We start from the raw sequence: 25,595 nt of genomic DNA, 5'->3' as shown, positions 1-25,595 counted from the left end.
CCGACAAATCAGGGCCGCGGTGTGCGGGGGCGCTTCGCAGTGACCGCCGGCGCTGCCGCGGAAGCGCCGTCATGTGGGGATGGCAGCGGCGACGGCGACGGCGACGGCGAGGGCGAGGGCGAGGGCGAGGGCGACGGCAGCGGCGGCGGCTCGCCGGTGGCCAGCCACCCGTCGTAGAAGGCGATCTTGCCGTCGATGAGTTCCAGCGCCTGCCGCCACTGCGCGATGGTCGCCTCGGTCCGCGCGCGGTGGGCCTCCAGCAGCTCCTTCCTCTGGCGCAGGCTGCTGCGGCCTTGGCGCACCAGCGCGGTGTATTCGCGCATCTCGGCGATCGACATGCCGGTGCGGCGCAGCCGGTCCATCAGCTCCAGCCAGCCCAGGTGCATCGGGTGGTACACGCGCCGCCCGGCGGCGTCGCGCGACACGCCGGGCATCAGCCCCTGAGATTCGTACCAGCGGATGGTATGCACGCTGCGCGCGCTGCGTGCCGCCAGCTCGCCGATGCGCAGGCCGCCGTTGCTCATGTGCCCGACCTCGCAGGCGGCGTCAGCACCGCCTCGGCAAGTGCGGTGTCCATGTACTCGGTCAGCTCCTTGAGCTTGCCGTCTTCGAGGCGGCAGACATAGCAATACTGGTTGTGGTACGGCCGCCCCGCCTTGGTGGTGACGCGGCCCTGGCACTCGACCACCACATGGTCGCCCTCGGCGATGAAGCGCTGCGCGGTGTTGGTGTAGCGGTCGGCGAACTGCGCCATGAGCGGCCCGAGCAGATCGTCGAGCACGGCCTGCTTGCCGCGGTAGCTGCCGCGCCAGGGGCCGGTGCTCTTGAAGCGCCAGCAGAAGTCGTCGGCCATCGCGTCTACCAGCGGCCGGCCGTTGCCTGTCGCCAGTTCGGAAAAGATCGCTTGCATGAGTGCTTTGTTTGCTTGCATCGTTCGGCTCCAGAACTGAAAAGTGATTGGAGTCGCGATTGGGCGAGCTAGAGTGCACTCGACGTCAAGTGGCGGGTGCGCCACAGTCGGGGGCGGCAGGGACGCGGCCGCCCTGACTCGTCGACCGTGTTCCTGCGCAAGGCATCCCACCCCGCGGCGTGATCGCCTGCACCGCACCTCTCAGCCACACCCTTCAGCCACGCGCCTGAATCATCTTCCACCCGTTGCCCGAAGGATCGCGAAACCCCGCGTCCACCGTCCCGTAGCGCTCCACCGGCTCCTGCGTGAACTCCACGCCCAGCGCCTGCAGGCGCGCATGCGCCGCGCGGCAGTCGCTCACGCTCAGCACCAGCGGCGGCATGGCGCCCTTGGCGACGATGGCGCGCACGGCCTGCGCGGTGGCCTCGTCGAGCACGGGCGGGCCGGGCTTGAACAGCCCGAGCTGGAAGCCCGGCTGCTCCGGGTGCTGCACCGTGAGCCAGCGGTAGTCGCCGTTGCCCACGTCGGTGTGCACGCGGAAGCCGAGTTTGTCTACGTAGAAGGCGAGTGCTTCGTCCTGGTCGCGGACGTACAAGCCGACGGTTTCAATGCCCTGTGTCATGGAATCTCCTGTGGTTCGGGCTCGTTTGTACCGTCGGCGGCCTGGCGCCGCTTCTCCGAAACTGCGGTGGCCAGTTGCGGGCGACGCGCGGCGTTGACCACGCACACGGGCACGCGGCCGAGTTGGTGCGCGGTCGCCCGCCCGCGCGCGCGAACGGCGCTCGGGCTGTCGCCGGTGATGTCGCGAAAGGTGCGCCCGAAGGTGCCCAGGCTGGCCCAGCCAGTATCGAAGGCGATGTCGGTGATGGGCATGTCGGTTTCGCGCAGCAGCGTCATCGCGCGCTCGATGCGCCGGGTGAGCAGGTAGCGGTGCGGCGGCGTGCCGAAGGCCTGCTTGAACGAGCGCGCGAAATGCGCCTGCGACACGCCGCTGACCTGCGCCAGCCGCTGCACGGGCCACTCTTCGTGCGACGCGGCGTCCATGCGGTCCTTGGCGCGCAGCAGGCGACGCAGCAGTTCGGGGTCCTGGTCGGGCGTGGCTTCGCTCATGCGCGGATTATGGAACGGCGGTGCGCGGTAACGGCTGCGCTCCAAGCCGGCTTTCGCCGCGTCAGGCCAGGCCGTCCACCAGCAACGCTTGCAGCACGAAACGCCGGTTGTCCCCCGGCGCCGCCTCGTCGCCCAGCGCCTGCGCCATGCGCGCCGACGGATGGGCGTCGGCCGCGACGTCGTCGTACACGGGCACACCCGCGGCCTGCGCAAGCTGCCGCACCAGCGCGGCCGGCATGCCCTGGCAGACCACCGCGTCGTAGAGCCGGCCGAGCATGCGGCCGGTGTGCTGCACCTCGTGCGGCCTGTGGTCGTTCGAAGCACCTGAGTCGGCCGAAGCGGTGGAAGGGCTCCAGCGCACCGTCGCCACCTGCGCGCCCAGCTCGCCCGCGGCGCGCAGCAGCGGCGCCGGGTCTTGCGCGCTCGCGGCGCCGCACAGCAGGCCGATGTTCTTGCCGCGCAGCAGCCGCGGCAGCGCGCCCGCGCGTGCAAGCTGCCGCAGGCGCAGTGCCAGCGCTACCAGTTCGGCTTCACCCGGCTGGGGCAACCACTGGGGCTGATGAGGCGGCGTTTGCAAGGGAGCGTGATCGGAAGGCGGGAGCATGGCGCGGCGGTGGTGTGACGCCGGCAAGGCTAGTGCGCCGGTCCGTGCGCGGCTTGATGCGCATCAAGGCCCGGTCGCGGCGCCCGCGTTGATACACGCCGGACACAAAGCATTCACCGAACGTTACCGGCCGATGCCGAGCGTTGTCACTGCGTTGCCTCGCGCCTCCTAGCATCGGTTCATTGACGGACGCGGCACCAGCCGCCCACCCGTCCCGCCCCAGCTACAACGGTTTTCCCCAGGAGTTCCAGATGCGCGATGTCGCCACCACTGAAAGTGCCACCGAAAGCACCACCGACACGCTCAAGCGGCTGGCCGGGCAGCTGCAGCCGCAGCGGCGCCTGGTGCGTACCGGCGACGTGGTCTACCAGGCCGGCGAGCGCTTCGACAACCTGTACATCCTGAACTCGGGCTTCTACAAGATCGTGAACCTCACGGCCGACGGCCGCGAGCAGGTGGTGGGCCTGAAGTTTCGCGGCGACTGGCTCGGCTTCGAGGGCATTGCCGGCGGCTGCTACGGCTGCGACGCGGTGGCCATGGACACGGGCGAGGTCTGGGTGGTGCCGTACGACGCGCTCATGGCCGCGTGCTGCGTGCACCCGGGGTTGATGCAGGTGCTGCACGCCGCCATGAGCCGCGAGATTGCCAACGACCGCGACTCTCTGATGTCGGTGTGCACGCTGCCGGCCGATGCGCGCGTGGCCGACTTTCTGCGCTACTGGGCCGAGTCGCTGGCCGAGCGCGGCATGCGCACCGACCAGATCACGCTGCGCATGACACGCGCCGAAATCGGCAACTACCTGGGCATGACGCTGGAGAGCGTGAGCCGCGCGCTGTCGCGGCTGGCGCGCGACAAGGTCATCGGCTTTGCCGAGAAGGGCCGGCGCGATGTGCAGATTCCGGATGTGGGGGCGCTGTCGGCCTTCGTGCAGCGCTGCCTGGCACCGGTGCCAGTCGCCGTGCCGGCCCCAGCGATGCTGCAGTAAAGCCCGCGGGCGTTCAGCCCAGCAGCCGAGCGATGGCGCGCGCCAGCTCGGCGCGCGTGTAGGGCTTGGGCAGCAGCTCCCAGCTCGCGGGCATGTCGCGGTCGGCGTCCAGCAGCTCCGACGAGAAGCCCGACATCAGCAGGATCGCCAGGCGCGGAAAGAGCTGCTGCGCCTCGGTCGCCAGCTGCGTGCCGCGCATGCCGGCACCCAGCGCGATGTCGCTCAGCAGCAGGTCGAAGGGCGCGGAGGCTCCATGGTCTTGGGCCTGGGCCTCGGCCCGCATGCTTGCCAGTGCCTGCTCGCCGTTGGCGGCGGCCTCCACCGTGCACCCGAGCGTGACCAGGAAGGTGTGCCCCACCTTGCGCACCTCGGCGTCGTCTTCGACCAGCATTACGCGCAACCCGCGGGGAAGGGGCGCGTCGGCGCGTTCGTCTTCCGCTGCGGGTGACGCGGCGTGGCCGCTGTCCTCGAACCGTGGGAGATAGAGCGTCACCGTCGTGCCCGCGCCCGGCTGGCTCTCGATGGCGATGGCCCCCTTCGACTGCTTCACGAAGCCGTACACCGTGCTCAGCCCCAGCCCCGTGCCGCGGCCGGCTTCCTTGGTGGTGAAGAAGGGCTCGAAGGCGCGCTCCTTCACGTCGTCGGCCATGCCGCTGCCGGTGTCGGTGATCGACAGGGCGACGAAGCTGCCCTGCGTCTGGGCCTGCACCGCGGCCGGCAAGGCGCCGCAGTCTTCCGCGCGAAAGTGCAGCGTGCCGCCCTCAGGCATGGCGTCGCGCGCGTTGATGGCAATGTTCAGCAGCGCCGACTCCAGCTGCACCGGGTCGGCCAGCACCGGCGGGCAGTCCGCCCCGGTGTCGATGGCGATGTGAATGCGCTGGTCGAGCGTGCGGCGCAGCATGTCGGCCAGCGAATGGAGCAGGGCGCGGGTGTCGACCACGTCGGGCTGCAGCATCTGCCGGCGCGAGAACGCCAGCAGCTTGCCCGTGAGCTCCGCGCCGCGCCGGCTCGCGCGCAGGGCCGCGGCCACCAGCTGCTGCGCGTGCGCGTCCTGCGCCAGCGCGGGCAGTTCTTCGAGCACCTGCAGGTTGCCCTGGATCACGGTGAGCAGGTTGTTGAAGTCGTGCGCGATGCCGCCGGTGAGCTGGCCGACGCTTTCCAGCCGCTGTGCGTGGGCCAGCGCCTCTTCGGTCTGCACGCGCTGCAGGCTGGTGGCCAGCAGGTTCGACAGCGATTCCAGAAAACGCAGCTCCTCGTCGCCGAAGCGCCGCGCCTCGCGCGAGCGCACCGACAGCATGCCGATCACGCGGCCCCGGTCCGACAGCGGCACCGCCAGCGCGCTGACCAGCCCCGCGTCCAAGTAGTGCGGCGGCACGGCGAAGCGGCGTTCCTCGCGGTAGTCGGCAATCACCACCGGCCGGCCTTGCGACAGCACGTAGCCGGGCGGCGTGTCGGGGCGGTTGGCGATGTGCGCGCCAATCTCCTCGCCCGCCACGTTGCCCACGCCGCTGGCCACCCGAAACGCCAGGCCGTTGTCTTCCAGCAGCAGCACCATCGCCACCTCGACCTGCAGGCCCGCGGCGGCGATGCGTGGCACCTGCTCGAGCACTACGTTCAGGTCGCGCGTGTCCACGGCCAGCCGGCCCAGTTGCGCCAGGTGGTCGCTGTAGCGCGCGCGCTGCAGCGCCTGCTTCACGCGCGGGTAGGCGCCGATGTCGCGAATGGCGGCCACCACGAAAGGCAGGCCCTGGTCCTGCAGCGGGCTGAGGGCAATCTCGACCATCACCTCGCTGCCGTCCTTGCGCTTGGCCACCAACTCCATGTCGGTGCCCATGGGGCGCGGGCGCGGCGCGCGGCCGTAGGCCTCGCGGTAGGCGGCATGGCGCGGGCGGATGCTGTCGGGCACCAGCACGTCGACGTTCAGGCCCGCGAGCTCGCCCGCGTCGTAGCCCAGCAGCGCCGCGGCCGACGGGTTGGCCAGCACGATGGCGCCGGCCCGGTCGACCAGCAGCAGCGCGTCGGGGTAGGCGATGAACAGCGAGCGGAACACGCTGCCTTCCTCGATGCCCGAGGGCAGCGAAAGCGCCGCCAGGTGGCGCGCCGCGTCAGCCATGGGACACCGGCGGCACCAGGATGTAGCCCGCGCCCCGTACCGACTTGATGAGCTGCGGCGCGTCCGCATCGGCCTCGATCTTCTTGCGCAGCCGGCCGACCTGGACGTCGATGGTGCGGTCGAAGGGCGCGGCCTCGCGACCGCGCGTCTGCTCGAGCAGGAAGTCGCGCGACAGCACGCGCCCCGGGTGCCGCGCGAAGGCGCGCAGCAGGTCGAATTCGCCGCCGGTCAGCGGCACTTCGTGGCCCTGCGGGTCGGTGAGGCGGCGAGCGGCCGTGTCGAGCAGCCAGTCGGCGAAGCGAAGTTTCTCGGCGGCGGTCCCAGGCGTGGCGTGCATTGCGGGGGAAGCCGCGGCCATCGACGGCTCGGGCGCCATGCGCCGCAGCACCGCCTTCACGCGCGCCACCAGTTCGCGCAGGTCGAAGGGCTTGGTCACGTAGTCGTCGGCACCCACCTCGAGGCCGACCACCTTGTCGACCGGGTCGCCCCGGCCGGTGACGATGACCAGCCCGCAGCGCCAGCTTTCGCGCATGCGCCGCGCGATGGAAAAGCCGTCTTCGCCGGGCAGGCCCAGGTCGAGCAGCACCAGGTCGGCCGGGTCGCCGGCCATGAGCGCCATCAGCGCGCGGCCGCTGTGCAGCTGGGTCACGCGAAAGCCGTGGCTCTGCAGGTAGGTGGCCAGGAGTTGCGTGATGTCGACTTCATCGTCGAGCACCGCGATGTGGGGTGCGGGTTTCATGCGAGCAGGGGGAGCAATCCGGAATCCGGGGGAGCGTAGCACGCGTGCCCCCGGAAACAGGCCGGGCGCGGTGCCCCGAAAGCTGCTCGCCCCACCGCAGCCGTGTTGCGTTTGCCTCGCTTGATGTGGCGCAAGGGCGCGACCCGGTGCGCTTCCGAAAATGACCGTTTTCGTCATTCAGAAGCCGCAGAGGCACGCATGCATTCACTGCTTTTTTCCGGAGTCCTGGACCTTCCCTGGTGGGGCTGCGTGCTCGTCGCGCTGGCGCTCACGCACGTCACCATCGCGTCGGTCACCATCTTCCTGCATCGACACCAGGCGCACCGCGCGCTCGAGCTGCACCCGGCCGTGAGCCACTTCTTTCGGTTCTGGCTCTGGCTCACCACCGGCATGGTCACCAAGCAGTGGGCGGCGGTGCACCGCAAGCACCACGCCAAGTGCGAGACGCCCGACGACCCGCACAGCCCGCAGGTGTACGGCCTGCGGCGCGTGCTCTGGGGCGGCGTGGCGCTGTATGCACGCGAGGCGTCCAACCAGGAAACGCTGGCGCGCTACGGCCACGGCACGCCCGACGACTGGATCGAGCGCCGGCTGTACACGCGCCACCAGGTGCTGGGCATCGTGCTGATGGGCGTGATCGACATGGCGCTGTTCGGCGTGCTGCCGGGCGCGCTCATGCTGCTCACGCAGATCGCGTGGATTCCGTTCTGGGCGGCGGGCGTGGTCAACGGCATCGGCCACTACTGGGGGTACCGCAACTGGCCCGGGGCGGACGCCAGTACCAACCTGTTTCCCATTGGCATCGTCATCGGCGGTGAAGAGCTGCACAACAACCACCACGCCTTTCCCACGTCGGCCAAGCTGTCGAGCAAGTGGTACGAGTTCGACATCGGCTGGCTCTACATCCGCACGCTGCAGGCGCTGGGCCTGGCCCGGGTGAAGCACCTGGCGCCGCGGCCGCGCATGGTGGCGCCGCGCGACACCATCGACCTGGACACGGTGCAGGCCGTCATCCGCCATCACTACGACGTGCTCTCCAGCTACACGCGCTCGCTGAAGACGACCTACGCGCGCGAGTTCGGCCGGCTGCGCGACCAGTCGCCGCAGCAGGCGCGCGCACTGCGCGGCGTGAAGCGCTGGCTGGGCAAGGACGAGCGCGGGCTCGGCGAGCCGGGCCAGGCGCAGCTGCTGGCGGCGCTGAGCGCCTCGCATGCGCTGGCCACCATGTACGCCATGCGCCGTGAACTCACCGTGCTGTGGGCCCGCTCGGGCGCCACCGGCGAGCAGCTGGTGCACCGCCTGCAGGACTGGTGCGAGCGGGCGGAAGACAGCGGCATCGCCGCGCTGGCGGATTTTTCAGCGCGGCTGCGGTCCTACGCCTGAGGCGGCTGTGTTCGTGGTGTCACGGTGCGTCGATGCCACTGTCTTCGTCCGCTGGCCGGGTGCCTTGCCGCGCACGAGCGCGCTGCACCAGCAGCCCGATCAGCAAGGCCGCCGCCGCTGAACTCGCCAGCCCACCGGAGCTGGCGAGCAACTGCGCCAGGCTGTCGACCGTTTCCACGCTGACCTGCTGCGCGTGGTGCACCAGCGCCACCACGTCGGCCGAATGAATGCCCTGCAGGTCGTCCATGCGCACGCTGAGCTCCTGGCCCGCGTTGCGAAAGCGCATCTTCGCGAAGATGCCGTTGGCAATGGCCACCAAAGACAGCACGCCCAATGGACGCAACAGCGTTTCCACGAGGCGGCGGCGCTCGGCGCTCGGGGCGGCTTCGTAGACCTGCGCCACCAGGGTGGGAATGGTCATCTCGGACGCGAGATCCGCGGGGGAGGGAGACGACGGGATCGAGGTCTTGGCAGCGGAGGTCCTGCGGCCTTCGGCTTGCGATGCATTGGATGCCATGCGTGTTATTCCTTCGCGTCATGCGGCCCGGCGGCGCTGATTCAAAAAAGATCGACACGAAATGGACTGCATGTCGGCCACCGGGAACCCCGATGGTGAAACCGCCGTGCCCGTGCCTTGATGAACGCACGGTAAAGCCGGCGTGACTTTACGCAACGGAAGGTGGCGATGCGCACCGGCCCAGTCGGTCTAGTCGCCTCAGCCCGCGCCGACCAGCTCCGCCGACGCCGACACCGGCGCGGGCGCACCGGCCGCCTTCGCCGCCGACCCATGCACCGGCCGCTGCAACCCCAGGTGCTCGCGCAGCGTGCGCCCTTCGTACTCCGTGCGAAACAACCCGCGCTTGCGCAACTCGGGCAGCACCAGCTCGATGAAGTCGTCCAGCCCGCCCGGGAACCACGGCGACATGATGTTGAAGCCGTCCGCGCCGCCTTCCTCGAACCACTGCTGCAGCTGGTCGGCAATGCTCTGCGGCGTGCCGACCACCTGCTGGTGGCCGCGCGCGCCGGCAATGCGCAGGTACAGGTCGCGAATGCTCAGGTTCTCGCGCCGCGCCAGGTCGACCAGCAGGCGTTGCCGGCTCTTGGGGCCGTTGGTCTCAGGCAGCTCGGGCAGCGGGCCGTCCACCGGCAGGTGAGAAAAGTCGAAGCCGCCGATCACGCCCGACAGCAGCGACACGCCCACCACCGGGTGCACCAGGTCTTGCAGCTGCGCAAACTTTTCCTCGGCCTCCGCTTGCGTGCGGCCCACCACCGGAAAGATGCCCGGCATGATCTTCACGCTGTCGGGGTCGCGGCCGTAGGCGGCCGCGCGGCGCTTGATGTCGCTGTAGAACGCCTTGGCCTCGTCGAAGGTCTGGTGCGCCACGAAGATCACCTCGGCCGTGCGCGCGGCCAGGTCGCGGCCGGCCTCCGACGCGCCGGCCTGCACCACCACCGGCCGGCCCTGCGGCGAGCGCGACACGTTGAGCGGCCCGCGCACCGAGAAGTGCTTGCCCTTGTGGTTGAGCACGTGCAGCTTGTGTTCGTCGAAGTACTGGCCGCTTTCCTTGTCGCGCACGAAGCTGTCGTCTTCCCAGCTGTCCCACAGGCCCGTGACCACGTCGTGGAACTCGGCCGCGCGCTCGTAACGCAGCGCGTGCTCGAAGTGCTCGTCGCGGTTGAAGTTCTGCGCCTCGCCGGTGCCGCTCGACGTGACCAGGTTCCAGCCCGAGCGCCCGCCGCTGATCTGGTCGAGCGAGGCAAACTTGCGCGCGACGTTGAAGGGCTCGTTGAAGCTGGTCGACACGGTGGCGATGAGCCCGATGCGCTCGGTCAGCGCCGCAATGGCCGACAGCAGCGTGAGCGGCTCGAAATGGTCGCTGCGCGCGGTGCGCGACAGCGAGGGCAGGTTGCTGCTGCGCACGCCGACCGAGTCGGCCAGGAACACCGCATCGAACTTGGCGGCCTCGGCCTTTTGCGCCAGCGCGACGTAATGCCGGAAGTTGCTGCCCGCATCGGCCTGCGCGCCAGGGTGGCGCCAGGCCGCGATGTGGTGGCCCGTTTGCATGAGGAAGGCGCCGAGCTTGAATTGGCGGGTCGATGAGGCCATGAGGACAGTCCGTTGAGGTGGGGGGAATGCAGCCGGGCCCGCAGGTTAGGGGCGGCGCGCGCCGGAGCGAAAGAAGGCTTTCGCGTTTGCTTAGGCGGCTTGCGCATACGAACGCCGGTGCACGGCAGGCGCGTGCCGATCAAGTGAGGAAACCGCATATGCAAAGGCGCAAATCTGATTTCCTCGCGCGCCCGGTCGGGGTGAACACTCGTGGGTTTTTCTTCACCACCGACCGTTCCGGATGCCGCGCACTCCCCCTACCTCCACCGCCGCCACCCTCGCGGTTTCCTCCGCCCCTGCTTCCACCTCGGCTTCGGTTCGCCAGCTTCACTTCGGCATCTTCCTGTTCTCCATCGGCTACCACCCGGGCGCGTGGCGGCTGCCCGGCGTGGACCCGAAGGCCTCGCACGACCCGGCCTTCATCGCGTCGATCGCGCGCAAGGCGGAAGACGCCAAGTTCGACTTCTTCTTTCTCGGCGACGCACTTGCGACCAGTGCCGAGCAGCAGTACGTGTTCCCTTCCCAGACCGTTCGGCTGGAGCCCTTCACCATGGTCGGCTACGTGGCCGCGCACACGCAGCGCATCGGCCTAATTGCCACGGCTAACACCACCTACGCCGACCCTTACCACATCGCGCGCCAGACGGCCTCGCTCGACCACCTGAGCGGCGGGCGCCTTGCGTGGAACGTGGTCACCGGCGCCGACGAGCGCGCCGCGAAGAACTTCAGCCGCGACCACCACTGGGACAACGCCCGCCGCTACGACTACGCCGAGGAACTGGTCGACGTGGTCTCGCAGCTGTGGGACTCGTGGGAAGACGGCGCGCTGGTCGGCGACCAGCAGGCCGGGCTGCTGGTCGACCCGGCCAAGCTGCACGCCATCGAGCACGAAGGCAGCTTCTTTCGCGTGAAGGGGCCGCTGAACGTGGCGCGCCCGCCGCAGGGCCAGATCCCGCTGGTCAACGCGGGCACCTCGCCGCGCTCGCGTGCCTTCGGCGCCGCGCGCTCCACCGTGGTGTTCGCGGGCGTGCCGACCTTCGAGGCCGCGCAGGGCTTCTACAGCGAGATCAAGGCCGGCGCGGTGGCCAACGGCCGGCGCGCGGAAGACGTGTCGGTGCTGCCCGGCCTGGTGCCCTACGTCGGCCGCACCAGCGAGGAAGCCTATGCGCTGTATCAAAAGCTGAGTGCGCTGATCGCCGCCAGGCTGGACACCGCCGCGCTGGAGCGTGACCTGCGCGTGCCGCTGGCCGGCCTGGGCGCGGACGATACGTTCCCGGCCTTTGACGAGAGCGACCCGGCGTTCGCGCAGGCCAGGCACTTCATCACGCAGGCGCGCAAGCTCAACCGCACCGATATGCCCACCGTGCGCCATGTGTTCGAGTACGCGATTGCGCGCGGCCGCGGCCACTTCCTGGCCATCGGCAGCGCAGAAGAGGTGGCCGACACGATCCAGCACTGGTTCGAGAACGGCGCGGCCGACGGCTTCAACGTGTGCCCGCCGCACCTGCCTGCGGGGCTGGACGATTTCGTCGAACTGGTGCTGCCGATCTTGCGTGCGCGCGGCCTGTTCCGCGAGGAATACACCGGCTGCACTTTCGCTGCGCACTTCGGTGGCGCACAGAGGCCGGCCAACCGCTTCGAGCGCGTGCGCACCGCGCAGGCCGAGTTCGGCCGCATCACCGAAACGCATCACCGTGTCGTTTGAAGCGAGGGCCGGCACGGCGCGGAAGTCGGTGAACGCAGAGAAGGCGGGCAAGGCGACTCGACCGGGTGCCCGTGGCTGGGGCATCGTCGCCGCGCAGGTGGCCGCGGCGCTGGTGCTGCTGCTGGCCTGGGAGGGCGCGGTGCGTGCCGGCGCAGTGAGTGCGCTGTACCTGCCGGCACCCACGGCCATCTTCGAGAGCTTCGGGCCGATGCTGTCGCGCGGCCAGTTGCTGCACCACACGTGCGTCACGCTGGCGGAGTTCGCGGTGGGCTATGCCGCGGCGGTGGTCGCGGGCATCGGCTTTGGCGTGGCGCTGGTGCTCACGCCATCCGCGGAGCGCTTCGCGCAACCCTTCGTCGCGGCGCTCATGTCGGTGCCCAAGGTGGCCATCGTGCCGCTGCTGGCGCTGTGGCTGGGCATCGGCTTCGGCCACAAGGTGGCCATCGTCTTTCTTTTCTCGGTGTTCCAAGTGCTCTACAGCACCATCGCCGGCATCAAGCAGACGCGCAGCGAGCACCTGAAGGTGGCCCGCGCGTTCCGTGCCTCGACCCTGCAGACGGTGTGGAAGGTGATCCTGCCTTCGGCTGTGCCCACCATCTTCGCGGCGCTGCGCGTGTCGGCCTCGGTGGGGCTGGTGGGGGCGTTGTTCGCCGAAATGCTTTCTTCGAAAGAGGGGCTGGGCAACCTCATTACGCGTTCGACCGCCTCGTTGGACACGGCCGAGACCTTTGCGCTGATCGTGCTGGTCACCGTGCTCGCGGTGGCGATGATCGCCGCGCTCGACTTGCTGGAGCGTGTTCTCTTCCTGCGCTGGCGGCCTGCCTGAGGCGGGCGCGCATTCATTTTTTTCTTCCTGTTCTCCAGAGTCATGACCTTCACGCTTTCCATCGCTTCCTTCCGGCTGATGCGCCTTGCCGCCTTCGGCGCGGCCGTTGCCATCGTCGCCGCCTGCTCGCGCACCGAACCCGAGGCGAAGGCGCCTGCGCCCTCCGCGGCGCCCGTGGCGCAAGCCGCTGCGCAGAAGGTGCGCTACGCCGGCTACCCGGGCGTTACCGGCCTGGGCGTGCAGCTGGGCATCGACAAGGGCTTCTTCAAGGACGAGGGCCTCGCGCTGGAGTTCATCAACACGCAGGACGCGGTCTCGGGCCTGGCGAGCGGCGACATCGACATTGCCGACTGGAACACCACCGGCGCCATCGTCGCGGCCGGCAAGGGCGTGCCGCTGACCATCGTGTCGTCGATGTTTCGCCACGTGGGGCCGTTCTACCTGGTCGGCGCGCCCGACATCGCGTCGGTCGCGGCGCTCAGGGGCAAGACCGTGGGCGCCGCCGCTTTCGGCACCGGGCTGGACGTGTACGCGCGCACCATCCTGTCGAAGGAGGGCGTGCCGCTGGACAGCGTTTCGTTCGTGGCCAACGGCGTCAACGCCGCGGCGTTGGCCACGGTGGAGAACGGCTCAGTCAGCGCCACCATCATCCATGAGCCCTTCGCGTCGTTGGCCGAGGCGAACGGCAAGGGCAAGGTGCTGGCCGCGGGCTACGACTACCTGCCGCGCTTTCACACCGGCGTGATCGTCGCCAACAACCAGTTCATCGCGAGCTCGCCGCAGCTGGTCGAGAAGTTCTTGCGCGCGTACTTCAAGTCGAACGAATACGCCAAGGCGCACCTCGACGAGTACAAGGCCTTCTACGCCAAGCGCTTGAGCGTGGACCCCAAGGTGGTCGACGCCGCCGTGCAGCGCGAGCTGCCGATCTGGGCGAACGACCCCAAGGTGTCGCTCGACGAGTTGCAGCAAACGCAGCAGGTGCAGCTCGCGCTCGGCTTCCAGAAGGAAATCTACGACGCCTCCAGGTTCGTCAACCTCGCGTTCATTCCGAAGGGCACGGCGCCCTGAGCGCGCGGTATGCCATGACGGAGTTCGTTCTCGAATCGCTGGGCAAGACCTTCGCGGGTGCGGTGCCGATCACCGCGCTGCAGGGAGTGAGCCTGCGGGTGCGCGCCGGCGAGTTCGTCTGCCTGCTGGGCGCGAGCGGTTGTGGCAAGAGCACGTTGCTCGACATCCTCGCGGGGCTGGAGCGCGCGAGCACCGGCACCGCGCTGTTCGACGGCCAGCCCATCACTGGGCCCGACCCGCGCCGCGGCCTGGTGTTCCAGGACCCGGCGTTGTTCCCGTGGCGCACCATTGCGCAGAACGTGGGCTTCGGCCCCGAGCTGCGGGGCCTGGGCCGGCGCGAGCGCCGGGAGCGTGCTGCCGCCAGCCTGGCGCGCGTGGGGTTGGCCGGCTTCGAAGACGCCTACCCGCACCAGCTCTCGGGCGGCATGCGCCAGCGCGCGGGCATTGCGCGCGCGCTGGCCAACGACCCCGAGGTGCTGCTGATGGACGAGCCCTTCGGCGCGGTCGACCACCTCACGCGCATCGCGCTGCAGGAAGACCTGCTGCGCCTGTGGGAGCGCGAGCGGCGCACCATCGTCTTCGTCACCCACGACGTCGGGGAGGCGGTGTTCCTTGCTGACCGCGTGGTGCTGATGTCGCCGCGGCCGGGGCGCATTCACCGCATCTTCGACGTGGCGGTGCCGCGGGCGAGGGTGCGGGGGCAGAAGGCGTTGATCGAGATCGAGGCGCAGGTGTATTGGGCCATTCAGGGAATGGATGGCGGCGACGGTGTCCGGGGGGCCGCGCAGCAGTCTGCTGTCGAGTTTCAGTGAGGATGTGCGGCCGCATTCTTTCGGAGCCGATTGCAGACGCCCGGCCCTGGCGTGATGTCGGACGCCTGTTTCAGGCCTGGCGCAACGAACGGAACGCCTTGCGGAGTTCGTCGGCAAAAAGCTGCGGCTGTTCGAACGCCGCGAAGTGGCCGCCACGGTCCACCTCGTTCCAGTAGAAGAGGTTGGGCCAGTGCGCTTCGGCCCAACGCTTCGGCGCGCGATAGATCTCGTTCGGAAAGACAGTCGCGGCCATCGGCAACTCGATGCGTCCCGCGTTGAACCCGCCGCCGTTGCGTGCGTTCTCCCAGTAGATGCGCGCGGACGAGGCTGCCGTGTCCGTCAACCAGTACAGGGTGATGTTGTCGAGCATTTCATCGATGGTGAGCGCGTCTTCAGCGCGGCCCTTGTTGTCTGTCCATGCCTGGAATTTCTCGTAGATCCACATCGCCTGGCCGACGGGGGAGTCCGCCAGGGCGTAGCCGATGGTCTGAGGCCGGGTGGCCTGCTGCTTGAAGTAGCCGCTCTGGTCGTCGCCGAAGCGCTGCGCCGCTTCCATTGCACGCTTTTCTTCTGGCGAAGGGTTGTCGGGAAACTTCTCGGGAAACACCAGCGGCCAGTTGACGTGCGCCGCGATGAGCCCCGGAGGCCGGACATGGCCCAGCGCGTGCGTCACGCCTGAACCCCAGTCGCCTCCCTGCGCAACCCAGCGGGTGTAGCCGAGCCGCGTCATCAGCGTTCCCCATGCCTGCGCCGTCTTCAGCACGGTCCAGCCGGTGGCCGACGGCTTGTCGGAGAACCCGAAGCCGGGCTGCGACGGAATGACCACGTCGAAAGCATCGGCGGCCGTTCCACCGTGGGCTGTCGGGTTCGTCAAAGGCTCGATCACCTTCATGAACTCCACGATCGATCCCGGCCAGCCGTGGGTCAGGATGATGGGCATGGCATTGCGTTCGCGCGACTTCACGTGAATGAAATGGACGCCGAGGCCATCTATTTCGGTTCGGAACTGTGGATACGCATTGACCTGGCGTTCGAACCGACGCCAGTCGTAGCGGTCCCTCCAATAGGCCACGAGTGCCTGCGCCTTTTCGAGCGGCACGCCCTGGGTCCAGTCGCCGACCGTTTCCTTGTCGGGGAACCGCGTGGATCGCAGCCGCTGGCGAAGATCGTCCAGCGCGGCTTGGGGTATCCGGACCTTGAACGGCGTGACCGACCTGTCCGCGGCCGGTAACTCGAGGGATGCCGGCGATTGCTCCGCCGCCATGGCGGTCGGTCCGGCGGACAGGGCGCTTGTCGCGAGTGCCAGGCCCAGCAGGTTTCGGCGCGAGACCAGGTTTTCTTCGAGAGCGGGAAAATTCATGACGTGCCCGATGCTCATTTCAGGAATGTGCCAAGGTGTTGAAGCAGAACCTTCGGAGCTTCTTCAGGAATGAAGTGCCCGGAATCGACCCGAACGAGGGTCAGGTTCGGCACCTTGGGGGTCAGCGTGGCCTTCAGCCAGTTGAATCCCGGCCCGCCCAGCGCGAGCACGGGCATCTCGAGGTTTCCGTATGTCCCGTAGTCGGCGATGTCCTGGGCAAACGCCTGGTACCAGGCGTTGCCGGCGCGCAGCGAATCCGCGCTGCGATAGGCGCGGGCGTACACCCGGCGCGAGCGCTCGTCGATCTGCCGCTCGTCTTTCGTCAGGTAGTGAAAGAACCAGTCCTGCTCGAGGCGGATGCGACCGTCGGCCGCGAGCTTCTCCGGCAGCCCCTTGACCTGGTGGTACGCAAACCACCACGGATAGGCGTTGCTGCCGTCGCCCACCTTGTCCGAGAACTGGCCGACCGCCGGCAACAAGGGCCATGTCGCCAGCTGCGGGTCGGGGTGTGGAACGTCCATCATCACCATGCGCCGGGTCAGCTCGGGATGGTTCGCCGCGAACGCGTAGGCGACCATCGAGCCGATGTCGTGGCCGACGATGTCGACCTGGGCAAATTCGAGGTGACGAACGAGCGCCGCGACGTCCGAGGCCATCGTCTTCTTGTCGTAGCCGTCCGTCGGCTTGCTCGACGCACCCATTCCGCGCAGGTCCACCGAAATCACGCGGTGTGTCTTCGCGAGTTCCGGCATGACCTTGTGGTACTCCCACCAGGTCTGAGGCCAGCCGGGGAGCAATACCAGCGGGTCTCCGTTGCCGCCGATGACGTAGTGGATGGCGATGCCGTTGACATTCGCGACACCCTGCCTGAAGCCGGGCAACGACCGGACCAGGGCGGCATCGGAAATCGCCGTGCGCGCCACGCCCGCCATGGCGGGGGCGGCCTGCGCCGTTGCAGGAGCCGCCAGCGCGGAGCTTGCGGCAACAAGTAGCACGACCACGAAACTGGCAATGGTTTGAAGTTTCATTGGGGTTCGGTCCGAACGCGAGCGCTCAGGAGCGGGGGTCCAGGAAGACGTAGAGACGGTGAACCCGACCGTTCTCGAAAAACGCGACGTCCGTTCCCGTGGTGTGCGCCTGCTGTCCGGGAACGCTTGCCTGCCACTTCAGGATGGCGCTCGCGTGGTGGCCGATGGCTTTGCCGACCGGCGTGAACGTTGTTCCAGCGGGCAGGCGCGCCTGCAAGGCCGTCAGATTCGCCGAGATTTCCTCGGCGCCGGCAATTGCTGCGTCGTGTTCGTAGAGCACGGGCTGGGCCGACCACAAGGCGTCCAGCGCAGCCAGGCGCTTCTGCGGGTTTCGCTCGTTGAAGACTTGCGCGATGTTGGCGCGCATCAGGTCGTCGAAGTCGACGGCTTCGGGGGCGTTCGGGGTGGGTTGCATGATCGGTCGCTCCATGGTCCGGACTGTTGATGACAGCGGGTTGCGTCGTATGGCGTCGTATGGCGTCGTGTGGTGTCTTTTTCAGGCCGGGGTCTCGCGCGGCGCCGACAGCAACTGGGCCTCCCACGCCAGCGCCACGCCCGTTCCCCCGGCGTGCTCGGCCAGCACCGTCGACAGTGGTTCGAGGTGCTGCGTACGGGCCCAGTCGCGCTGCCATTCGGAGACGATGGCCAGCCAGGTCATGGGGTTGGCGCCCGCGCGGATCATCCTGTGGACCGCCATCTCGTGCGCCTCGCGGCTGACGCCGCCAGAAGCGTCGGTGACGATGGTCACGTCCCAGCCCTCGCCGAGCGCGTGGATCGTCGGCATGGCGAGGCAAACCTCTGTCCAGAGCGCCGCGACGATCAACTTCTTGCGCCCCGTTTTCTTCACGGCCTCGACCACCCGTTGGTCTTCCCAGGTGTTGATGAACGTGCGGTCTATCGGCGGCTGCTCCGGAAAGACGGCCTGAAGGGCTGGAATCAGAAGACCACCACGCGCTGCAAGAACCGTCGTCAAGATGGTCGGCACCCCGAACACCTTGGCGGTTTTTGCCAGCCCGACGACGTTGTTGATCACCATCGTCGGCTCGTGGCTGTGCAGGTTGCTGAATTGAAAGGGCTGGTGGTCGATCAGCAGCAGCACCGATTCTTCGGGGGTGAGCAGCGCGTCGAGTCCGGCGGTGAGAGGCAAAGTCGTTCTCCTTGCGGGTTGGCGAGGTGGGCGGCTGCGGTGAATCAGATCTGGGTCTGTCCGCCGTCGACGAAGAGCTCGATGCCGTTGATGAAGCTGGCGTCGTCGGACGCGAGAAACAACACCGCCCGGGCGATTTCCACCGGTTGGCCCACCCGGCCGGCGGGGATCAGGTCCGTCAGGTTCTTCTTGACGCTTTCCGCCTGGTCGCCGCCGCCGAACAGGGCGTTGAGACCGTCGGTGTCGGTGAGCCCGGGGCTGATGGCGTTCACGCGAATGCGGCGCTCCTTCAGATCGAGCATCCAGTTGCGCGCGAAGTTTCGAACGGCGGCCTTGGTGGCGCTGTAGACGCTGAAGGCCGGCGTGCCGCTGACGCTGGTGGTGGACGACGTCAGCACGATGGAGCCGCCGTCGCGCAGGAGAGGCAACGCCTTTTGAACGGTAAACAGAACGCCTTTGACGTTGGTGGCAAAGGTCGTGTCGAAGTGCGCTTCGGTGATGGCGCCCAGGGGCGCGAACTCGCCGCCGCCGGCGTTTGCAAAGACCACGTCGATGTGACTGTGGCGCTTCTGGATCGCGTCGTACAGGCGGTCCAGGTCTTCCAGGCTGGAAGCATCGGCGCGCACGCCGGTCACCTTGCCGCCGATGTCCTTGACGGCGGCGTCCAGCGCGTCCTGGCGTCGGCCGGTGATAAAGACGGACGCGCCCTCGCTCGCGAACTCGCGTGCGGTGGCCAGGCCGATGCCGCTCGTTCCACCCGTGACCACCACCACTTTGCCCTCGAATCTTGCGCTCATGACTGGTTCTCCTGTGTTGCTTCGATCAATGTCTGGCGAGTGTATAAACGGAACGATCCAAGCAAAAGACGCCAAATTTGGCCTCCAGCGTTCCATGAAAAGAACGATGAACACACTCGATCTGAACGACCTCTACTACTTCGCCCAGGTGGTGGAGCAACGCGGATTCGCCGCGGCGGGCAGGGCCCTGCAGGAGCCGAAGTCCAAGCTGAGCCGCCGGATTTCTGCCCTGGAAACACGGCTGGGGGTGCGACTGCTCGAGAGAACGTCGCGCAGCTTCCGGGTCACGGAGGTGGGCGAGGCGTTTTATGAGCACTGCAGGAACATCACCCGCGAAGCTGGCGATGCGCAGGCGCTGGTCGCCGAAACCCGGGTCGAGCCGCAAGGTCGCATCAGGTTCAGTTGTCCCACGGGGCTGCTGGACCTGTTGTCTCCCTCGCTGCCCGCCTTCCTGGAGCGCTATCCCAAGATACGGTTGCAGGTGTTGGCGGTCGATCGGGCCGTCGATCTGGTGCAGGAAGGCATCGACCTGGCCCTGAGGGTTCGCATCGACCTCACCAGCGACTCCGGGCTGATCATGCGAACGCTCGGCCTGTCGCGCCGCATCCTGGTCGCAAGCCCGCGAACAGCGCGTGCGGTCGGGCCGGACATCGAGTCGCTCGCTGCAACGTCCACCCTCAGCACCAACGATACCGCCGGCGAGGTCTCGTGGCGCCTGGAGGGCCCCGCTGGCGAGGTGCGCAAGATCCAGATCGAACCGCGGCTGGCCTGCGCCGATTTTTCAGCCGTTCGACATGCGGCGGTCGCGGGCCTGGGGGTCGCCTTCCTGCCCGACCACACCTGCAGGGACTTGCTCGACGATGGACGCCTGGTCAGAGTGTTTCCGCAATGGCGCGGGCTCGAGGGAACGGTTCACCTCGTGTTCACGACACGGCGCGGGCTGCCGCTGTCCGTTCGCGCTTTCATCGACCACCTGGTGTCCGCGTTTCCTGAGAACGCCTTGTAGAAATTTCTTTCGGCCGAGCAGGAGATGGTTGCTGACACGGACGGACAGCAGGATGGGCGCCGACTGCGGCTCGCGGCCGCACTCACATAAGCAAGCACGTATTGATTCGTTCACGCCACGCGCGGCGCGCCCTATCGTCGTGTGCTTTCGTTTCTCGCGGTCGTCCCCTTGCATCCCTTGTCTCTCATCGCCCAGCCGGCGCCACGCAGCGCGCCCCTGCTTTCCCCGCAACCTTCACCGATCTCGCGCCGTGTTCAGCATTGAACTCGTCGAGGCCCTGCGCGAGGTAGCGCGCCACGGCAACCTCACACGCGCCGCATCCGCGATGGATTTGTCGAAGTCCACCGTCAGCAAGTACATCACCGAGCTCGAGACGCAGGTCGGCGTGCAGCTCCTGCAGCGCAGCACGCGCACGGTGCTGGTCACCGACGCGGGCCGTCATCTGCTCAAGCGCAGCGTGGCGCTGGTCGACCTTGCGAGGCGCATCCAGTCCGAACTCGACGCGCACGGCGCATCGGCCCGCTGACCGGCCAGCGCCCCCTCATCACACCCTCATCGCGCCTCGATCGCGGCATGCACCGGCCGCTGCAAGCCCAGGTGCTCGCGCAGCGTGCGGCCTTCGTACGCCGTGCGCACACGCCCGCGCACCTGCAGCAGCGGCACCACCTGGTCGACGAAGTCTTCGAGCCCGTCGGGCAGCGAGGGCGCCATCAGGATGAAGCCGTCGGCCGCGCCCGCGTCCACCCAGCGCTCCAGCGAGTCGGCCACCTTCTGCGGCGTGCCGATGAAGTCCGACAGGTCCATCGAGCCCGTGAGCATCGAATACAGCGCGCGCAGCGTCGGGTTCTGCTGCGCCACCAGCGCGCGAAAGCGCCGGAAGTCGGCGCGCGCGTGGGTCGATTCGTGCAGGCCCAGGTCCACTGCGCGTGCATCGAGCGTGGCGTCTGCGAAGTCGTGGCCGCCGAAGTAGTCCGACAGGAACTGCAGCGCCTGCTCGCGCGTGATCAACGACTCGAGCGCCGCGAGCTTTTCCGCCGCGGCCTCCCGCGTGGGCGCGAGCAGTGGCGAGATGCCCTGCAGCACGCGCACCTGCGCCGGGTCGCGCCCGGCCTCGGCCACCTTCTGCTTGAACGCACGGTAGAACGCCTGCCCCGCCTCCAGGTTCTTCTGGATCACGAAAATCACCTCGGCCGCGCCCGCCGCAAACGACTGCCCTTCGTTCGACGAGCCCGCCTGCACGAGCACGGGCTGCCCCTGCGGTGAGCGCGCGATGTTCAGCGGCCCTTCCACCGAGAAGAACTCGCCGGTGTGCCCGATGCGGTGCAGCTTGGCGGGGTCGAAGAAGCGGCCGCTGGCCTTGTCGCGCACGAAGGCGTCGTCTTCCCACGAGTCCCACAGGCCGCGCACCACGCGCACGAACTCGCCGGCGCGGCGGTAGCGCAGGCCCAGCTCCAGGTGGTCGGTGCCGTTGAAATTGCGCGCGGTGTTGCCCGACAGGTCGCGCGTGGTGACGATGTTCCAGCCCACCCGCCCGCCGCTGATGTGGTCGGCCGACATGAACTGCCGCGCGAGGTTGAATGGCTCGCTGTAAGACGTGGATGCGGTGGCCACCAGCCCGATGCGCTCGCTGGCGCCGGCCAGCGCCGACACCAGCGTGATCGGCTCGAAGCGGTTCAGGATGTTCGGGTGCGAGGCCTCGTTGATGGCCAGGCTGTCGGCCAGGAAGGCCATGTCGAAGCAGCCGCGCTCGGCGGTGCGCACGAGGCGGCGGTAGAAGTCGAGGTCGATGCTGGCGTCGGCCTGTGCAGCCGGCTGGCGCCACGAGGCGATGTGCATGCCGGTGCCCACGAGGTAGGCGGCCAGCGCAATGCGGGACGGTGAAGACATGAAGAACCGAGAGAAAGTTGAAGGCCGGAGCGCAGGCGCGGCGCGGCGCTCAGGTGTACGGCAGCACCCGCGGATGCCGCCCGTTCAGCGCGTACTCGCCCACCTCCAGCACCTTGTAGGCCACGGGGTCGTGCAGGCTGTGAATGCGCAGGTCGCGCCAGAAGCGGTCGAACAAATTGCGGTTGGAGGTGGCGCGCGCGCCCGTGCTGTCGAAGATGCGCGTGGTCACGTCCAGCCCGGTGCGAATCGCATGCGTGCGCGCCGCGGCCACGTCGATGGCGGCCTCTCCGCGCTGCGCGGGTGTCCAGTGCTCGGGGCCGGCGTCGATCAGCGCCTGCACCTTGCCGGCGGCGCGGTCGGTGAAGGCGATGGCGGCCTGCAGCGCGATCCACAGCTCGCCGAACTGCGAGATGACCAGCGGGTCTTGCGATGCCTTCTCGGCCGGCGACAGGTGCCATGCGCGGGTGGTGGTCTGCACGTAGTCGCGCGCGGTGCGCAATGCGCCCAGTGCGAAGCCCACGTAGTAGTTCGCGAACATCGAGTGCACGAGCGGCGTGCGCAGGCTGGCGCCGAAGTCGGTGTCGTCGTAGACCTTCACCGGGCCGACCTCGTGCGCCTGCGCGACCACGTCGGTGAGCGTGAAGCTGCCGCTCTCGGTACGGCCCAGGCCCAGGTGGTCCCAGTCGTCACCGAAGGAAATGCCCGCGCGGTCGGCGGGCAGCCAGGCGGTGAGCGTCTGCCCGTCGGGCGCGCGGCCGTAGGCCACCAGCCGGTCTGCGAAGCGCGCGCCGGTGCAGAAGGTCTTGCGGCCCGACAGCCGCCAGCTGCCATCGGGCGTTGGCACGAAGTCGATGTCGTCGTCGCGCGAGTTGGCCAGGCCGGCCACCCACAGCTTGTGCTCGACGATCTGCCGCGCGCGCTCGGGCAGGCGCATGTTGGCGGTGCTGATGAGGTGGTAGCCCAGCAGCACGCCGAGCGAGCCGTCGGCCGCGCACAGCTCGCGCACCACCTCCAGCGCCGTGAGCCAGCGCGCGCCGCCGCCGCCGAATTCGCGCGGAACCAGCAGCGTGCTGAAGCCTTGTGCTTTCAGCAACTCGATCTGCGCGAGCGGCGGCGTGTTGGCACGCTCGCGCGCCACCACGGTGCTGGCGAGTTCGGCCGCCAGCGCGCGGGCGCGCGCCACCCATTCGTCGTGGCCTGGGTGTTGCGAAGGGAGCGTCATGTGAACGGCCCCTGCGTCAGAAGGCCGGCAGCAGCGTGCCCTTGAACTTGGTCTCCAGCAGCTGGCGCACCTCGTCCGACTGAAACGCCCGCACCAGCTTCGGCACCCAGGGCTGGTCGCGGTTCTTTTCCTGCACGGCGATCACGTTGGCGTACGGGCCGCCGGGCGGCTCGGCCGCGATGGCGTCGCGCGCCACCAGCAGGCCGGCCTGCGAGGCCTGCGCGGTGATGACGGCGCCTGCGTCCACGTCGGCCAGCGAGCGCGCGAGGATGAGCGAATCGATTTCCTTGATCTGCACCTTCTTCGGGTTCTCGACCACGTCGAGCAGGCTGGCGTTCTCGCCCTTGCTCACGTCGAGCGTGGGGCGCAGCTTGATGACGCCGTAGTGCTGCAGGATGAGCAGCGCGCGGTTGCGGTTGGTGTCGTCGCCGGGAATGCCGATGACGGCCTTGTCGGGCAGCGCGGCCAGCGACTTGTAGCGCGTGGAGTAGATGCCCAGTGGCGCGCTCAGCGTCTTGCCCACCGGCACCAGCTTGTAGCCGAAGGCCTTGATCTGACCGTTGAGGTAGGGCTGGTGCTGGAAGGCGTTGGCGTCGATGTCGCCGTCGTTCAGCGGGCCGTTGGCGTTGATGTGGCCGCTGAAGACCACCGGCTGCACCTTGAGCCCTTCGCGCGCGGCGGCCTTCTGCACGGCCTGCACCACCTCTTCCATCACGCCGCCGCTGATGCCCAGCTTGATGGTGGTCTTGTCTTGTGCATGGGCGGCGTGGGCCAAAGAAAAAGCGGCCACGCAGGCCGCCAGCAGATGTGCGATTTTCATTGCGCTCGGGAGTCCCCGGAGAAGGGGAGGGAAGAGAAGGAAGCCCATGAATCTAAGGCTGCGCGCGCCCGGGCCAATCGACGCATTTCGGCTTTGCATATGCGCGAAAACGATTTGGCCGCAGGCGGTGCGGCCGATAGCATCCGTACCCTTTCAGCCGGTTCCGGCTTGGCAGAAAGAGCCGCATCGCATGACAGACCTGTCGGACATTCACCGGGTGGCCGAGCCATCCGATTCACTTGAGCCACTTGACCCGTTTGAGGCACTGGCGCCCCCGCTCGTCTTCGAGCGGCTCGGCAAGCAGTACCAGGGCGCCACAGGCACCGTGGTCACCGCGCTGCAGGACATCGACCTGCGCGTCGAGCACGGTGAGGTCTTCGGCATCATCGGGCGCAGTGGCGCGGGCAAGTCGACGCTGCTGCGCACCATCAACCGGCTGGAGCGCCCGAGCGCGGGCCGCGTGCTGGTGCAGGGCATCGACGTGAACACGCTGGCCGAGCGCGAGCTGGTGCAACTGCGCCGTCGCACCGGCATGATCTTCCAGCACTTCAACCTGCTGTCTTCCAAGACGGTGTGGCAGAACGTGGCGCTGCCGCTGCAGGTGGCCAAACTGTCTCCGCACGAGGTGGCCAAGAAGGTGGCGCACCTGCTCGACCTGGTGGGCCTGGGCGACAAGAAAGACGTGTACCCCGGCAAGCTCTCGGGCGGCCAGAAGCAGCGCGTGGGCATTGCGCGCGCGCTGGTGCACGACCCCGAGCTGCTGCTGTGCGACGAGGCCACCTCGGCACTCGACCCCGAGACCACGCAGTCCATCCTCGCGCTGCTGCGCGACATCAACCGCCGGCTGGGCCTGACCATCGTGCTCATCACGCACGAGATGGCCGTGATCCGCGAGATCTGCGACCGCGTGGCCGTGCTGGAAAAGGGCCGCGTGGTCGAGCTGGGCGAGGTGTGGCGCGTGTTCGGCGACCCGCGCAGCGAGGCCACGCGCGCGCTGCTGCGCCCGCTGCTGCACGACGTGCCGCAGGAGCTGCTCGAAGGGCTGGGCAAGGTCGACGACGCGACGCGGCTGTCGCCCGCGCGCAGCCTTTTACTGGCGTTGAACTTCACCGGTGAATCTCGCCAGGAGCCCGACCTGGGCCGGCTCGCGCAGGTGCTGCAGGGCGGCGTGCAGCTGCTGCACGGCGGCATCGACCGCATCCAGTCGCGCCCGCAAGGCCGCTTGCTGGTGGCCGTGAGCACCGCCTTGCCCGACGTGGCCGCCGTGCGCGAAGCCGTTCGCGGCGTGGCGAACCGCATCGAAATACTGGGGGTGCGCGATGGCGCTGCTTGACCTGTTCATCGCCGCCATCGGCGAAACCTTGACGATGGTGTCGGTCTCGGCGCTCATCGTGCTGTTCATCGGCCTGCCGCTGGCCGTGCTGCTGGTCACGACGGCGCCCGGCGGCATCTACGAGGCCGCGCGGCTGAACCGCGTACTGGGCGCGGTCATCAACATGTTCCGCTCGACGCCTTTCATCATCCTGATGGTGGCGCTCATTCCGTTCACGCGGCTGGTGGTGGGCACCACCATCGGCGTGTGGGCGGCGGCGGTGCCGCTCACGGTGGCCTCGGCGCCGTTCTTCGCGCGGGTGTCGGAGGTGAGCCTGCGCAGCGTGGACAAGGGCCTGGTCGAGGCCGCGCAGGCCATGGGCTGCCACCGCCGCGACATCGTGCGCCACGTGCTGCTGCCCGAGGCGCTGCCCGGGCTCATCGCGGGCTTCACGCTCACCGTGGTGGCGATGATCGGCTCGTCGGCCATGGCCGGCGCGCTGGGCGCGGGCGGCCTGGGCGACCTGGCGATCCGCTACGGCTACCAGCGCTTCGACACCAGCGTGATGCTGATGGTGATCGTGCTGCTGATCCTGCTGGTGAGCCTGGTGCAGTTCGTGGGGGAGTCGCTGGCGCGGCGGTTAACGCGCTGAA

27 protein-coding genes are annotated in these 25,595 nt (G+C 68.5%); 10 read left to right on the top strand and 17 right to left on the bottom strand.

Annotated elements, in window-relative coordinates; translation table 11 throughout:
• Nucleotides 1–8: 8 nt before the first annotated feature.
• The 5 genes from QTI51_RS25560 to QTI51_RS25540 all read right to left on the bottom strand — a co-directional run bounded on the left by QTI51_RS25560 (nucleotide 9) and on the right by QTI51_RS25540 (nucleotide 2,624).
• Nucleotides 9–524, bottom strand: coding sequence for a MerR family transcriptional regulator (locus tag QTI51_RS25560; protein ID WP_286516492.1), 516 nt, complete (start codon nucleotides 522–524; stop codon nucleotides 9–11).
• A complete protein-coding gene (locus QTI51_RS25555) occupies nucleotides 521–910 on the bottom strand; it encodes a nuclear transport factor 2 family protein (protein WP_286516491.1) in 390 nt (129 codons plus the stop codon). Before QTI51_RS25555 ends, QTI51_RS25560 begins: the two co-directional genes overlap by 4 nt.
• 214 nt (nucleotides 911–1,124) lie before the next feature.
• Nucleotides 1,125–1,532 carry a VOC family protein gene (locus tag QTI51_RS25550; protein ID WP_286516490.1) on the bottom strand — a complete coding sequence of 136 codons (408 nt, stop codon included), beginning with the start codon at nucleotides 1,530–1,532 and terminating at the stop codon, nucleotides 1,125–1,127.
• Nucleotides 1,529–2,020: a helix-turn-helix domain-containing protein gene (locus tag QTI51_RS25545; RefSeq protein ID WP_116913733.1), complete on the bottom strand. Its 492-nt coding sequence runs from the start codon at nucleotides 2,018–2,020 to the stop codon at nucleotides 1,529–1,531. Before QTI51_RS25545 ends, QTI51_RS25550 begins: the two co-directional genes overlap by 4 nt.
• 61 nt (nucleotides 2,021–2,081) lie before the next feature.
• Nucleotides 2,082–2,624, bottom strand: coding sequence for a Rossmann-fold NAD(P)-binding domain-containing protein (locus QTI51_RS25540; RefSeq protein ID WP_286516489.1), 543 nt, complete (start codon nucleotides 2,622–2,624; stop codon nucleotides 2,082–2,084).
• A 251-nt stretch (nucleotides 2,625–2,875) separates the two neighbouring features.
• Between QTI51_RS25540 and QTI51_RS25535 the strand changes: the two genes are divergently transcribed.
• Nucleotides 2,876–3,610, top strand: coding sequence for a Crp/Fnr family transcriptional regulator (locus tag QTI51_RS25535; protein ID WP_286516488.1), 735 nt, complete (start codon nucleotides 2,876–2,878; stop codon nucleotides 3,608–3,610).
• 13 nt (nucleotides 3,611–3,623) lie between these two features.
• On the opposite strand, the gene QTI51_RS25530 is transcribed toward QTI51_RS25535, so the two are convergent.
• Together QTI51_RS25530 and QTI51_RS25525 are read right to left on the bottom strand one after the other, a co-directional pair.
• Complete coding sequence (locus tag QTI51_RS25530) at nucleotides 3,624–5,723, bottom strand: PAS domain S-box protein (protein ID WP_116913736.1); 2,100 nt, start codon at nucleotides 5,721–5,723, stop codon at nucleotides 3,624–3,626.
• The gene (locus QTI51_RS25525; RefSeq protein WP_116913737.1) at nucleotides 5,716–6,462 is read right to left on the bottom strand and encodes a winged helix-turn-helix domain-containing protein; all 747 of its coding nucleotides are present in this window, start codon (nucleotides 6,460–6,462) and stop codon (nucleotides 5,716–5,718) included. Before QTI51_RS25525 ends, QTI51_RS25530 begins: the two co-directional genes overlap by 8 nt.
• Before the next feature lie 198 nt (nucleotides 6,463–6,660).
• Here QTI51_RS25525 and QTI51_RS25520 point away from each other — a divergent pair, with 198 nt between their 5' ends.
• Nucleotides 6,661–7,845 (top strand): DesA family fatty acid desaturase, encoded by a 1,185-nt coding sequence (locus QTI51_RS25520; protein ID WP_286516487.1) that lies wholly within the window; start codon nucleotides 6,661–6,663, stop codon nucleotides 7,843–7,845.
• A gap of 19 nt (nucleotides 7,846–7,864) precedes the next feature.
• On the opposite strand, the gene QTI51_RS25515 is transcribed toward QTI51_RS25520, so the two are convergent.
• Nucleotides 7,865–8,362 carry a hypothetical protein gene (locus QTI51_RS25515; protein WP_286516486.1) on the bottom strand — a complete coding sequence of 166 codons (498 nt, stop codon included), beginning with the start codon at nucleotides 8,360–8,362 and terminating at the stop codon, nucleotides 7,865–7,867.
• Nucleotides 8,363–8,560: 198 nt separating this feature from the next.
• Nucleotides 8,561–9,952, bottom strand: coding sequence for an LLM class flavin-dependent oxidoreductase (locus QTI51_RS25510; RefSeq protein ID WP_286516484.1), 1,392 nt, complete (start codon nucleotides 9,950–9,952; stop codon nucleotides 8,561–8,563).
• Nucleotides 9,953–10,193: 241 nt separating this feature from the next.
• On the opposite strand from QTI51_RS25510, the gene QTI51_RS25505 reads away from it, so the two are divergent.
• The 4 genes from QTI51_RS25505 to QTI51_RS25490 are packed head-to-tail and all read left to right on the top strand — an operon-like array spanning nucleotide 10,194 to nucleotide 14,363.
• A complete protein-coding gene (locus QTI51_RS25505) occupies nucleotides 10,194–11,657 on the top strand; it encodes an NtaA/DmoA family FMN-dependent monooxygenase (RefSeq protein ID WP_286516483.1) in 1,464 nt (487 codons plus the stop codon).
• 28 nt (nucleotides 11,658–11,685) lie between these two features.
• Nucleotides 11,686–12,483, top strand: coding sequence for an ABC transporter permease (locus QTI51_RS25500; protein WP_286516482.1), 798 nt, complete (start codon nucleotides 11,686–11,688; stop codon nucleotides 12,481–12,483).
• 42 nt (nucleotides 12,484–12,525) lie between these two features.
• Complete coding sequence (locus QTI51_RS25495; protein ID WP_286516480.1) at nucleotides 12,526–13,551, top strand: ABC transporter substrate-binding protein; 1,026 nt, start codon at nucleotides 12,526–12,528, stop codon at nucleotides 13,549–13,551.
• 14 nt (nucleotides 13,552–13,565) lie between these two features.
• Entirely contained in the window at nucleotides 13,566–14,363 is a 798-nt protein-coding gene (locus QTI51_RS25490) for an ABC transporter ATP-binding protein (RefSeq protein WP_286516479.1), read from the top strand.
• A 70-nt stretch (nucleotides 14,364–14,433) separates the two neighbouring features.
• Here the strand turns inward: QTI51_RS25490 and QTI51_RS25485 are convergent, their stop codons facing one another.
• The 5 genes from QTI51_RS25485 to QTI51_RS25465 all read right to left on the bottom strand — a co-directional run bounded on the left by QTI51_RS25485 (nucleotide 14,434) and on the right by QTI51_RS25465 (nucleotide 18,695).
• Complete coding sequence (locus QTI51_RS25485; protein ID WP_286516478.1) at nucleotides 14,434–15,741, bottom strand: epoxide hydrolase family protein; 1,308 nt, start codon at nucleotides 15,739–15,741, stop codon at nucleotides 14,434–14,436.
• Nucleotides 15,738–16,751 carry an alpha/beta fold hydrolase gene (locus QTI51_RS25480; RefSeq protein ID WP_286516477.1) on the bottom strand — a complete coding sequence of 338 codons (1,014 nt, stop codon included), beginning with the start codon at nucleotides 16,749–16,751 and terminating at the stop codon, nucleotides 15,738–15,740. The genes QTI51_RS25485 and QTI51_RS25480 overlap by 4 nt, the downstream gene beginning before the upstream one ends.
• Before the next feature lie 25 nt (nucleotides 16,752–16,776).
• Nucleotides 16,777–17,166, bottom strand: coding sequence for a hypothetical protein (locus QTI51_RS25475; RefSeq protein ID WP_286516476.1), 390 nt, complete (start codon nucleotides 17,164–17,166; stop codon nucleotides 16,777–16,779).
• Nucleotides 17,167–17,247: 81 nt separating this feature from the next.
• Entirely contained in the window at nucleotides 17,248–17,898 is a 651-nt protein-coding gene (locus QTI51_RS25470) for a hydrolase (RefSeq protein WP_116913748.1), read from the bottom strand.
• Between the two features lie 44 nt (nucleotides 17,899–17,942).
• Nucleotides 17,943–18,695 (bottom strand): SDR family NAD(P)-dependent oxidoreductase, encoded by a 753-nt coding sequence (locus QTI51_RS25465; protein WP_286516475.1) that lies wholly within the window; start codon nucleotides 18,693–18,695, stop codon nucleotides 17,943–17,945.
• 106 nt (nucleotides 18,696–18,801) lie between these two features.
• Between QTI51_RS25465 and QTI51_RS25460 the strand changes: the two genes are divergently transcribed.
• Nucleotides 18,802–19,701, top strand: a complete 900-nt coding sequence (locus QTI51_RS25460; RefSeq protein WP_286516474.1) for a LysR family transcriptional regulator — start codon at nucleotides 18,802–18,804, stop codon at nucleotides 19,699–19,701.
• 250 nt (nucleotides 19,702–19,951) lie between these two features.
• Nucleotides 19,952–20,227: a LysR family transcriptional regulator gene (locus tag QTI51_RS25455; protein WP_286516473.1), complete on the top strand. Its 276-nt coding sequence runs from the start codon at nucleotides 19,952–19,954 to the stop codon at nucleotides 20,225–20,227.
• Nucleotides 20,228–20,253: 26 nt separating this feature from the next.
• Here QTI51_RS25455 and QTI51_RS25450 read toward each other — a convergent pair whose 3' ends face one another.
• From QTI51_RS25450 to QTI51_RS25440, 3 genes are read right to left on the bottom strand one after another with little or no spacing between them, the layout of a single operon-like run.
• The gene (locus tag QTI51_RS25450) at nucleotides 20,254–21,588 is read right to left on the bottom strand and encodes an LLM class flavin-dependent oxidoreductase (protein ID WP_286516472.1); all 1,335 of its coding nucleotides are present in this window, start codon (nucleotides 21,586–21,588) and stop codon (nucleotides 20,254–20,256) included.
• A 49-nt stretch (nucleotides 21,589–21,637) separates the two neighbouring features.
• Nucleotides 21,638–22,810 (bottom strand): acyl-CoA dehydrogenase family protein, encoded by a 1,173-nt coding sequence (locus QTI51_RS25445; protein WP_286516471.1) that lies wholly within the window; start codon nucleotides 22,808–22,810, stop codon nucleotides 21,638–21,640.
• Nucleotides 22,811–22,826: 16 nt separating this feature from the next.
• Nucleotides 22,827–23,630: a MetQ/NlpA family ABC transporter substrate-binding protein gene (locus QTI51_RS25440; RefSeq protein WP_286516470.1), complete on the bottom strand. Its 804-nt coding sequence runs from the start codon at nucleotides 23,628–23,630 to the stop codon at nucleotides 22,827–22,829.
• Between the two features lie 190 nt (nucleotides 23,631–23,820).
• On the opposite strand from QTI51_RS25440, the gene QTI51_RS25435 reads away from it, so the two are divergent.
• Entirely contained in the window at nucleotides 23,821–24,963 is a 1,143-nt protein-coding gene (locus tag QTI51_RS25435; RefSeq protein WP_286516469.1) for a methionine ABC transporter ATP-binding protein, read from the top strand.
• Nucleotides 24,950–25,594 (top strand): methionine ABC transporter permease, encoded by a 645-nt coding sequence (locus QTI51_RS25430; RefSeq protein WP_286516467.1) that lies wholly within the window; start codon nucleotides 24,950–24,952, stop codon nucleotides 25,592–25,594. The genes QTI51_RS25435 and QTI51_RS25430 overlap by 14 nt, the downstream gene beginning before the upstream one ends.
• Nucleotide 25,595: the final 1 nt, after the last annotated feature.

Source organism: Variovorax sp. J22G73, assembly GCF_030317035.1.
Lineage (GTDB): Bacteria > Pseudomonadota > Gammaproteobacteria > Burkholderiales > Burkholderiaceae_C > Variovorax.
This window is presented reverse-complemented; position numbering and strand designations above follow the sequence as displayed.

Bases quoted from the DNA above. Each gene is read 5' to 3' on its own strand.
- QTI51_RS25530 (WP_116913736.1), bottom strand. From the start codon at position 5,723: ATGGCTGACGCGGCGCGCCACCTGGCGGCGCTTTCGCTGCCCTCGGGC.
- QTI51_RS25555 (WP_286516491.1), bottom strand. From the start codon at position 910: ATGCAAGCGATCTTTTCCGAACTGGCGACAGGCAACGGCCGGCCGCTG.
- QTI51_RS25495 (WP_286516480.1), top strand. From the start codon at position 12,526: ATGACCTTCACGCTTTCCATCGCTTCCTTCCGGCTGATGCGCCTTGCC.
- QTI51_RS25535 (WP_286516488.1), top strand. From the start codon at position 2,876: ATGCGCGATGTCGCCACCACTGAAAGTGCCACCGAAAGCACCACCGAC.
- QTI51_RS25515 (WP_286516486.1), bottom strand. From the start codon at position 8,362: ATGGCATCCAATGCATCGCAAGCCGAAGGCCGCAGGACCTCCGCTGCC.
- QTI51_RS25505 (WP_286516483.1), top strand. From the start codon at position 10,194: ATGCCGCGCACTCCCCCTACCTCCACCGCCGCCACCCTCGCGGTTTCC.
- QTI51_RS25435 (WP_286516469.1), top strand. From the start codon at position 23,821: ATGACAGACCTGTCGGACATTCACCGGGTGGCCGAGCCATCCGATTCA.
- QTI51_RS25510 (WP_286516484.1), bottom strand. From the start codon at position 9,952: ATGGCCTCATCGACCCGCCAATTCAAGCTCGGCGCCTTCCTCATGCAA.
- QTI51_RS25465 (WP_286516475.1), bottom strand. From the start codon at position 18,695: ATGAGCGCAAGATTCGAGGGCAAAGTGGTGGTGGTCACGGGTGGAACG.
- QTI51_RS25430 (WP_286516467.1), top strand. From the start codon at position 24,950: ATGGCGCTGCTTGACCTGTTCATCGCCGCCATCGGCGAAACCTTGACG.
- QTI51_RS25525 (WP_116913737.1), bottom strand. From the start codon at position 6,462: ATGAAACCCGCACCCCACATCGCGGTGCTCGACGATGAAGTCGACATC.
- QTI51_RS25540 (WP_286516489.1), bottom strand. From the start codon at position 2,624: ATGCTCCCGCCTTCCGATCACGCTCCCTTGCAAACGCCGCCTCATCAG.
- QTI51_RS25480 (WP_286516477.1), bottom strand. From the start codon at position 16,751: ATGAAACTTCAAACCATTGCCAGTTTCGTGGTCGTGCTACTTGTTGCC.
- QTI51_RS25445 (WP_286516471.1), bottom strand. From the start codon at position 22,810: ATGACGCTCCCTTCGCAACACCCAGGCCACGACGAATGGGTGGCGCGC.
- QTI51_RS25485 (WP_286516478.1), bottom strand. From the start codon at position 15,741: ATGAGCATCGGGCACGTCATGAATTTTCCCGCTCTCGAAGAAAACCTG.
- QTI51_RS25475 (WP_286516476.1), bottom strand. From the start codon at position 17,166: ATGCAACCCACCCCGAACGCCCCCGAAGCCGTCGACTTCGACGACCTG.
- QTI51_RS25490 (WP_286516479.1), top strand. From the start codon at position 13,566: ATGACGGAGTTCGTTCTCGAATCGCTGGGCAAGACCTTCGCGGGTGCG.
- QTI51_RS25520 (WP_286516487.1), top strand. From the start codon at position 6,661: ATGCATTCACTGCTTTTTTCCGGAGTCCTGGACCTTCCCTGGTGGGGC.
- QTI51_RS25450 (WP_286516472.1), bottom strand. From the start codon at position 21,588: ATGTCTTCACCGTCCCGCATTGCGCTGGCCGCCTACCTCGTGGGCACC.
- QTI51_RS25460 (WP_286516474.1), top strand. From the start codon at position 18,802: ATGAACACACTCGATCTGAACGACCTCTACTACTTCGCCCAGGTGGTG.
- QTI51_RS25545 (WP_116913733.1), bottom strand. From the start codon at position 2,020: ATGAGCGAAGCCACGCCCGACCAGGACCCCGAACTGCTGCGTCGCCTG.
- QTI51_RS25550 (WP_286516490.1), bottom strand. From the start codon at position 1,532: ATGACACAGGGCATTGAAACCGTCGGCTTGTACGTCCGCGACCAGGAC.
- QTI51_RS25440 (WP_286516470.1), bottom strand. From the start codon at position 23,630: ATGAAAATCGCACATCTGCTGGCGGCCTGCGTGGCCGCTTTTTCTTTG.
- QTI51_RS25560 (WP_286516492.1), bottom strand. From the start codon at position 524: ATGAGCAACGGCGGCCTGCGCATCGGCGAGCTGGCGGCACGCAGCGCG.